This window comes from Nostoc sp. DedQUE07 (assembly GCF_034530975.2).
GTDB lineage: Bacteria > Cyanobacteriota > Cyanobacteriia > Cyanobacteriales > Nostocaceae > Nostoc.
On the sequence record NZ_JAVRCC020000103.1, the window covers coordinates 1 to 8826 of the forward strand.

Consider the following 8826-nt stretch of genomic DNA (forward strand, 5'->3'; position numbering starts at 1 on the left):
ATTTGGCTGCTGGCGATTCTGCTCCTGTAGCAATAAGCGCTCCTGCTATCAACGGTTAATTCTGAAGTTTAGCTAAATAAGAAAGCGCCCTCCGTTACCAGAGGGCGCTTTTTGTTTTAATGTATAAGAATTACAAGTTGCTTTAACCCACTTTTCCTAACAATTCAAAATATATATATGGGAATAGACATCAATTATTAGTTCGGTCAATTACTACGTAAATGACTTGAGTTAAGGAAAAATATATTTCTAGCCAGCCAATTTTTTACTATAGGAAACCATATCTCTTCAACATTTATATAATTTAAAGATCAAAACCGTTGAATTTTCTTTCATCTACTTTCATAAAGTATTGCTATGGTAAAGCCGTAGCAAATGCTTCTATGTTGATAGTTTTTATCGATTGTAATAAATTAGGATTTTTAGTATTAAACAAGTCCAAGTCCTGTTTCAGGTGTCTTTCGTAGAATTCAGACAAATTTATCATTAAAGAAGGCTTATTGATAATTAAGTCTTTTTGTTGTTTTATCATAAATTGCCACATTATTTAATATGTAGGCATTTCAGGCTATTTTATCTTCCCCCTAGCTGTGCAAGTGATATTTTCTTAGTGTAAACTATCAGACATATTTTACACTGGAGATTTGCATAAATATTGAACCGACATATATCTCTGTAAGAAGTCTCTTTGAGTACAGACCAATTTTTTATCCCTAAATATCAAAGAGCTTATACATGAAATTCTGAATCAGTAGAAGATTGGATCGTAAAAAACAAATTTTGCAAAGAAATTAATAATTATTTTAGATTTAAAATAATTAAATTTTAGTATATAATAAAAACTTTTATCACAAAACCACTAATGCTATTTTCTGAAAATGAAAGCCAAAGGAGTTTTAATTTCCTTTTCTCTAAAAATCCCAATCCTATGTGGGTATATAACCAGAATAATCTGCAATTCTTAGATGTAAATGAAGCTGCTGTTGTCCACTACGGCTACTCACGAGAAGAGTTCTTGCAAATGCGAATAAGTGACGTTCGCCCTTCAGAAGATGTGCCTCTCTTACTTGAATATTTACGACAAAAGCATTCTAGCTTGGACTTTACTGGACGATGGCGACATCAGCGAAAAGACGGACAGATTATTGATGTTGAAATTTTCACACAGACAATAGACTATGGCAATTATAAGGCTCGTTTAGTTCATATACGAGATATCACAGAACACAAACAAATAGAAAGAACTCTTCAACAAAGTGAAGCTAGATTTCGAGTTATTTCTGAAGCTATTCCTGTTCCATTCATTATTTCGCGTGTGTCTGATGGGTTGATTTTATACGCTAATACAGAGTCTCTTCATACATTTCAGTTTTCTCCAGAGTATTTAGTTAATCGCAAAAAAGTTGTAGATTTGTATCATAATTTGACAGATTTAGAAGCACTGTTAAAAGTTCTTAATCAACAAGGGTTTATTCATAATTATGAACTGCAATTAAAAAAAGCAGATGGAACTCGTTTTTGGGCGATCGCTTCTTTACAATATTTAGTTTTTAACAATGAGTCAGCCATTTTAACAGTATTTAATGATATTAATGACCGCAAAAACGCCGAAACAAAACTTCAAGAACAAAATGAGTTTTTGCGGATAATTTTTGAGAACATACCATTGATGATTGCCCTGGTCAATGCCAATGGTAAACTCCAGTGGGTGAACCAAGAATGGGAAAATATTCTCGGTTGGAAATTTCAAGATTTCCAAACTCGTGATGTCTTAGAAGTGCTATATCCTAATTCTGAATATCGACAGGATGTAATTAATTTTATTCAGTCTGCACAACGTATTTGGGGTGACTTTAAAACTCAGGTGCGCGATGGTCGTTTACTGGATACCTCTTGGACTAATGTTTACCTTTCAAATGGTCAAATTATTGGTATTGGGCAAGATATCACAGAACGTAAGCAAACTGAACTAGCTCTAAAAGCCCAAGCCGAGCGGGAGCAATTGATGCGAACTGTTGCTCAACGGATTCGTCAATCATTGAATCTTCAAGATATTTTGAATGCAACAGTTCAAGAAGTGCGAGATTTACTTGGGGTTGATCGAGTAGTAGTTTATCAATTTAACTCAGAGATGATCGGCACAATTATGGCAGAATCAGTGGAACCTGGATGGACGGTTTCTTTAGGTGTGGAGATTCCTGATACGTGTTTTCAAACAGGTGCAGGAGTGGAATATTATCAGGGACGCAAACGAGCGATCGCTAATATTTATGAAGCTGGACTAACTGATTGCCATATTCGCCTGTTAGAACAGTTTGAGGTGAAAGCAAATTTAGTTGTGCCGATTTTACTAGAAGTAAGCTCTCAAAACCCTGGCTCTCACATTTGGGGTTTACTGATTGCTCACCAATGCTCTGGTTTTCGGGAGTGGGAAGAAAATCAATTAGATTTGCTCGATCGAGTAACAGTCCAATTAGCGATCGCAATTCAACAATCCAGCATCTTAGCGCAAGCTCAAACTGAACTTCTTCAAAGACAAAAAGCTCAAATAAAGTTAAAAACAGCCTTAGCTGAAAAAGAAGTTCTTTTAAAAGAAGTTCATCATCGAGTTAAAAACAATTTGCAAATTGTCTCCAGTTTATTACAACTTCAGTCTCAAACACTCAAAGACCCGGAAATAATCAAAGTTCTTCGAGAGAGTCAAAATCGAATTGAGTCAATATCTCTAATTCACAAAAATTTATATACTTCCGCTAATATCGGACAAATTGATGTTGCTGACTATATCAATAATTTAGCAGCTAGCTTACTAATTTCCTATCAAATATGCCCTGGTAAAATTTCTCTAGAAACTGATATAGATTCAGTAAGCTTGAATGTCGATCAAGCGATCGCCTGTGGATTGGTGATTAACGAATTAATCTCCAATGCCCTCAAACACGCTTTTCCCAATCAACAAGTAGGCACAATTAGTATCGCTTTACACAATATTGACAACAGCATCGAGATGACTATCCGAGATAATGGGATTGGTTTACCAGATAATTTAGATTGGAGAAATACTGATTCTTTAGGTCTGTCGTTAGTACATGACTTGGTTACAGAACAACTAGAAGGCGATATTACTCTAGAACGCGATCGCGGAACAGTATTCAACATAAAATTTACGCAGTTAACTTTGCATTCATCAATATCAAATGGATCGAGCTAGGATTTTAGTCGTTGAAGATGAAGTGATTGTGGCTAGAACTATTGCTAGTCAACTTAATCAGCTAGGATACATTGTTACGGGTACAGCTTCATCTGGAAAAGTTGCCATTGCCAAGGCATCGGAAACTCAACCAGAACTAGTATTAATGGATATTATTCTTAAAGGTGATATGGACGGTATTGCTACTGCCACTCAGATTCGCGAGCAGTTAGATGTACCTGTAATTTATTTAACCGCTTATGGCGACGACCATACCTTAGAAAGAGCCAAAATTACGCAGCCTTTTGGATACATAGTTAAACCATTTACTACAAAAGATTTAAAAATTGCGATCGAGATTGGTTTGTTAAAACACCGATTAGAACGCGAACTGCGGGAAAATCGAGATCAGTTAGCAACTCTTTTAAACTCAATGAGTGATGCTGTAATCGCTACTAATGAGCAGGGAAAGATGACATTCATGAATCCCGCAGCTGAAGCACTGACTGGGTGGGAGCAAAAAGATGCTTTAGGAAATGAAGCAGCAAAAATTTTTCATATTGTCGATGAAGTGACAGAGACAACATTAGAAAACCCTGTGACAAAAGTGCTGCGCGAGCAACAGGCTGTTTATTTAGGGGAATTCACATCTCTGATTACAAAAAATGGCAAAAGAATTCCCATTGGCGATAGTGCTTCACCACTGAAGCGAGGAACTGACCAGATAAATGGTGTAGTAGTTGTTTTTTGGGATCTTAGCGAACGACACCAAACAAAATTGCTAGAGCAAGCATTAGAGAAGGAGCAAGAACTTAACCGTCTCAAATCCCTATTTATTTCTACTGTATCTCATGAGTTCCGTAATCCTCTAACTGTTGTTCAAACCGCAGTAGAACTCATGGAAATGCAGGGAGCAAATTTAACAGATACAAAAAGAGGCATCTATTTAAAGCGAATTCAAGGCGCTGTCCAATCTATGGAAAAACTCATGGAAGAAGTGCTGTTTATGGGTCGAGCAGAAGCAGAAAAACTCATATTCAACCCTGCTCCTCTTAACCTAGAGCAATTTTGTCAAGAGTTAATCGAAGATTTTTTGATGGTTAAAAGCAGCGCCTGTGAAATTGGTTTTACCTGTCATAGTGAGAATACGTCCGCTGTCATGGATGAAGGACTCTTACATTACCTATTTGCAAATCTTCTCTCAAATGCGGTTAAATATTCTCCCCAAGGTGGCAAGATTCAGTTTGATTTAATATGCGATCCCATTGAGAAAGTAGCAATTTTTTATATTCAAGATCGGGGTATGGGTATTCCAGAAGCAGACCAAGCTCGACTGTTTGAATCATTCTACCGAGCCTCAAATGTTAAATCAATTCAGGGTACTGGATTGGGGTTAGTAATTGTTAAAAGATGCGTTGATGCTCATCAGGGTCAAATCAGTGTCACAAGTGAAGTTGGAGTTGGTACTAAATTTACAGTAATTTTGCCCTTAAATTCTGAATCATGAGTTATAAATTATTCTTCAACTCACATCCTGATTTTTATTGCCAACTTGGGTTCGGTAGTAGCGCCATTTTTCTTGCTGACGCGCTCTTTTCTCCTCGGTGAGGCTATCAAAACAATAGGGACAGGAGATACCTTGCTCATATTTGGGAGACACTTTATCTTCTTCAGAAATCGGACGCCCACAACAGAGGCACAACTCATAACTTCCTTTCTCCAATCCATGACTAACGGCTACCCGCTCATCAAAAACAAAACATTCTCCTTCCCATAAACTTTTTTGTGCTGGAACTTCTTGCAAATACTTCAGAATGCCGCCCTTGAGATGATAGACTTCTGCAAAGCCTTGTGCAAGCATGAAAGATGAAGCTTTTTCACAGCGAATGCCGCCTGTGCAAAAGAGAGCAACCTTTTTGTGTTTAGTTGGGTCGAGATGGTGGCGCACATAATCGGGAAATTCGCGGAATGATTCAGTTTGGGGATTTTCTGCCCCTTGGAAAGTACCGATATTCACCTCATAATCATTGCGGGTGTCAATTACCGTTACTTCTGGATTGGAAATTAAATTATTCCATTCTTGGGGATTGACATAGATGCCAACTTGCTCAGTTGGGTCAATTTCTGGCAACCCCAAAGTAACAATTTCTTGCTTCAACCGCACCTTCATCCGCTCAAAAGGTGGGGTTTCGGTATAGGACTCTTTGGATTCTAAGTCTGCTAGACGGGGGTCAGAACGCAAAAACCAGAGAACTGAGTCAATCGCCTGACGCGAACCAGCAATTGTCCCGTTAATCCCTTCAAGTGCCAGCAAAATAGTGCCCTTGACACCTTGCGTTTGGCAGTAAGACAGCAGAGAATCTCGTTTCTCGGCAAAATCTGGCAGCTTAACAAATTTATACAGTGTGGCGACAACTTGGATATTTTCTGGCTTCATTCCTTTGGTAATAGAACGATATAAGTTACAATAACAAAGGTAATCAAAGTTATCTACTATTTTAGTATGGGGGTTTAGCTCAGTTGGTAGAGCGCCTGCTTTGCAAGCAGGATGTCAGCGGTTCGAGTCCGCTAACCTCCATTGAAAATTTTTGATTGAAATGTGTGATGCCTGCTATTTTTGCTAGTCTACGCACATTAAAATCAATATAAAACCCGATTCATTTTCAAAAAATGGGATTATTTTTCCTTGTTAAGCAGGGGGTTCGGGGAGAGGAAATTATAGTATTGCATTCATTGCACCGATTCAAAGCCGTACTTAGTTAGAAGAATCTCTGGATAAGGAGGTGAACTCTGACTTGACAGCACTCAGGTAATTTTGACGTTCAAAATTTGACTTATCTATGCTTAGGGGGTTCTTTGAAAAAGCGTCCATTGGGGTTAGTGGCAATTGTTCTCTACAAAACATTTACCGCCTTGCTGCTTATGGTTACTTCGATCGCTTTATTATTGACATTAAAAAATTATCAAACTCTAGAGGCGTTTTCAGAAAATTATGTTTTAGAAGGTAAATCGATCGTTATTGATTGGCTTTTAAAGAAAGTTGTTAACTTAAATCCTAGAACTCTAGCATTTAGCAGCATCGGAACCGGAATATATGCTATTGTTACCACTATTGAAGCCGTTGGTTTATGGTACGAAAAGCGTTGGGCACATGTCTTAGTATTGGGACTTGTTGGTATCAGTATTCCACCAGAGATTTATGAATTGATTCGAGGAATATCTCCGATTAAAACATTAGTTTTTGTGTTAAATTTAGCTGTATTTGGCTATTTATTGCAAAATTTTCCGAAACATCCAAACTAATTTTTGATTCGATACTTAGGGTCTATCGTTGAAAAGTTTAGGAATGCTGAGTAAGCAAAACAGCGAAAGGTAGCGATCAAAAAGCTTAACCGTCAAAGCTCAGGGTTTACGCAAAACCAAGACCCCCACGTTGTACAATCGCTAGAAATATAATCTGGAGAGCGACTTGCCTAGATCGATTCAGTCTACTCAACCACCATTGAAATTTATTCCCCAACGGTTGAATCCGCTGGTACTCCAGATTGTTCGGTGGTTACTGCCGATCGCACTACGGTTTCGCACTCGCCCTTGGCTACCGGCTGGGATTGTCAAAATAGAAGCCACGAATGTTGAAGTATTAGCTGAACTCTATCAACAATTTCAGGCTGGAAAAATTCGCTTTTTGTTGGCATTTCGCCACCCAGAGGTGGAAGATCCCCTCTGTATGCTGTATTTGCTTTCTCGGATTGTGCCACAAGTTGCTCGTCAAAAAGGTATTACATTAAAATCCCTGGTTCACAGCTATTTTCTTTATGACCGAGGTATGACAGTTTGGGCTGGAAAGTGGCTAGGTTGGCTGTTCTCTCTGCTGGGGGGTGTGCCGGTTCGGCGTGGTAGGCGACTAGATCGGCAAGCTATCCAAAATGCACGAGAGTTGTTTGCTAATGGCGCACTACCAATCGCAGTAGCGCCGGAAGGCGGTACTAATGGTCATAGTGGCATTGTTAGCCCCTTAGAACCTGGTGTTGCTCAAATGGGGTTCTGGTGTGTAGAAGACTTAGAAAAAGCTAACCGTTCTGAGACTGTAATTGTTGTGCCGATCGCTATCCAATATAGTTACGTTGAGCCACCTTGGTCTAAACTCGATTGGTTGTTGAGTAAGTTAGAAGCTGATGGTGGCTTGAAAGTTTTGGAAATTGATTCGGGTAATCGCGAAGAGATTTACCATCAACGCCTCTGTAGGTTGGCTGAATATCTAATTACCGAGATGGAAGAGTTTTATCGTCGCTTCTATCATCAAGATATCCCCAAAACCATCTCAACTGATGAATCGAAGAGTGTTAATCAGGTATTAATTGCCCGACTCCATCGCCTACTAGATAAGGCATTACAAGTTGCCGAGCAATATTTTGGAGTTCAAGCGCAGGGTAATTTTATTGACCGTTGTCGCCGCTTAGAAGAGGCTGGCTGGAGTTACATTTACCGAGACGATTTGCCAGATATCAATGCTTTAGCACCCTTCAAACGCGGTTTGGCAGACTGGATTGCAGAAGAAGCTGACTTGCGAATGCGGCATATGCGGATAGTGGAAAGTTTTGTTGCAGTCACAGCTACTTATATTCAGGAACAACCGACGGCGGAACGGTTTGCAGAAACAGCTTTGCTTGTATTCGATATGCTTTCTAGAATTCAGGATACAACACTTCCGGGGCGACCTCGGTTAGGTTTGCGACAGGCACAAATCACTGTGGGAGAGCCAATTTCAGTTACAGAACGCTTCAAAAATTGTCAGGGCGATCGCCAAGCATCTAGACAAGCTGTGAGCGATTTGACAAAAGATTTGCAAATCGCTTTAGAGAAGATGATTAGATAATAGAAATTCTCAGATTTTTGCGTTTGTCGCTCTATAGAACCCATTTGACATCTTGTGAGGTTTTGAATTAAGGTACTCCTCAGCATCTAAAATCCAATGCTAATGACGTATTCCAGCGACTTCACTGATGCAGAATGGGAAAATTTTGAACCCTTATTGCTTGAGATCTTACCGACTAAGAAGCAGACTCGACCGAGTAACTGGACAAAGCGAGAGATATTCAATGGAATTCTCTATCAACTGAAAAATGGGTGCAATTGGCAAGACTTACCTAAAGACTTCCCCCCTTACTCCACGGTCTATTGGCATTACAAACAATGGCGAGCTGCTGGAGTATTGGAGGAACTGATGAGTGTCTTACTTAGGACTTGTGCGTGAACAGGTTAAAAAAAACCGCACTGGACGACGTTGATCATCATTGACTCCCAAGCTGTGAAAAATACCTGCAATGCCAGTGTGGAGTCGAAAGGTTTTTGTTTCTACAAAGCTACCAACGGCATTAAAAGGCATCTGGCTATTGACACCCTTGGGTTTCCCTTTTTTACGCACTGCACTCGTGCCAATGTCTCGGATGATGCCGGATTAATTGAGATGTTTACTCTCAACATCGACTACTTCAAGTCAAAACCTATCGACATTCCCAAGATCACCATTCTGCTAGATCATGGCTATCACTCAGAATACTTGACTCAGGAACTAGAGCGGATTTATATCATGTCCGGATGATCGCTTACGATAAAGCTAGGAAGTAAAAATATGA

7 protein-coding genes and 1 tRNA gene are annotated in these 8826 nt (G+C 39.3%); 7 read left to right on the forward strand and 1 reads right to left on the reverse strand.

Translation table 11 applies throughout. The features are described 5' to 3' along the window. Positions 1-862 precede the first annotated feature (862 nt). Both RMZ95_RS33825 and RMZ95_RS33830 read left to right on the forward strand, forming a co-directional pair. On the forward strand, positions 863-3211 hold the full coding sequence (locus tag RMZ95_RS33825; protein WP_409884518.1) for a PAS domain S-box protein: 2349 nt from the start codon (positions 863-865) through the stop codon (positions 3209-3211). Then, complete coding sequence (locus RMZ95_RS33830) at positions 3198-4697, forward strand: ATP-binding protein (RefSeq protein ID WP_322683099.1); 1500 nt, start codon at positions 3198-3200, stop codon at positions 4695-4697. The genes RMZ95_RS33825 and RMZ95_RS33830 overlap by 14 nt, the downstream gene beginning before the upstream one ends. 15 nt (positions 4698-4712) lie before the next feature. Here RMZ95_RS33830 and RMZ95_RS33835 read toward each other — a convergent pair whose 3' ends face one another. Next, a complete protein-coding gene (locus RMZ95_RS33835; protein WP_322683098.1) occupies positions 4713-5627 on the reverse strand; it encodes a rhodanese-related sulfurtransferase in 915 nt (304 codons plus the stop codon). A 68-nt stretch (positions 5628-5695) separates the two neighbouring features. Between RMZ95_RS33835 and RMZ95_RS33840 the strand changes: the two genes are divergently transcribed. The 5 genes from RMZ95_RS33840 (at position 5696) to RMZ95_RS33860 (ending at position 8792) form a co-directional block, all read left to right on the forward strand. Further along, positions 5696-5768: transfer RNA gene (locus RMZ95_RS33840), tRNA-Ala, on the forward strand. 278 nt (positions 5769-6046) lie between these two features. Continuing rightward, entirely contained in the window at positions 6047-6493 is a 447-nt protein-coding gene (locus tag RMZ95_RS33845) for a DUF2127 domain-containing protein (protein ID WP_322683097.1), read from the forward strand. 166 nt (positions 6494-6659) lie between these two features. After that, a complete protein-coding gene (locus tag RMZ95_RS33850; protein WP_322683096.1) occupies positions 6660-8066 on the forward strand; it encodes a 1-acyl-sn-glycerol-3-phosphate acyltransferase in 1407 nt (468 codons plus the stop codon). A 102-nt stretch (positions 8067-8168) separates the two neighbouring features. Then, positions 8169-8444, forward strand: coding sequence for a transposase (locus RMZ95_RS33855; protein WP_409884521.1), 276 nt, complete (start codon positions 8169-8171; stop codon positions 8442-8444). Positions 8445-8474: 30 nt separating this feature from the next. Beyond that, positions 8475-8792, forward strand: a complete 318-nt coding sequence (locus RMZ95_RS33860; RefSeq protein ID WP_322683094.1) for a transposase — start codon at positions 8475-8477, stop codon at positions 8790-8792. Positions 8793-8826 lie beyond the last annotated feature (34 nt).

Excerpts from the sequence above, each read along its gene's own strand:
- RMZ95_RS33830 (WP_322683099.1), top strand. The coding sequence starts at position 3,198 with ATGGATCGAGCTAGGATTTTAGTCGTTGAAGATGAAGTGATTGTGGCT.
- RMZ95_RS33835 (WP_322683098.1), bottom strand. The coding sequence starts at position 5,627 with ATGAAGCCAGAAAATATCCAAGTTGTCGCCACACTGTATAAATTTGTT.
- RMZ95_RS33825 (WP_409884518.1), top strand. The coding sequence starts at position 863 with ATGCTATTTTCTGAAAATGAAAGCCAAAGGAGTTTTAATTTCCTTTTC.
- RMZ95_RS33855 (WP_409884521.1), top strand. The coding sequence starts at position 8,169 with ATGACGTATTCCAGCGACTTCACTGATGCAGAATGGGAAAATTTTGAA.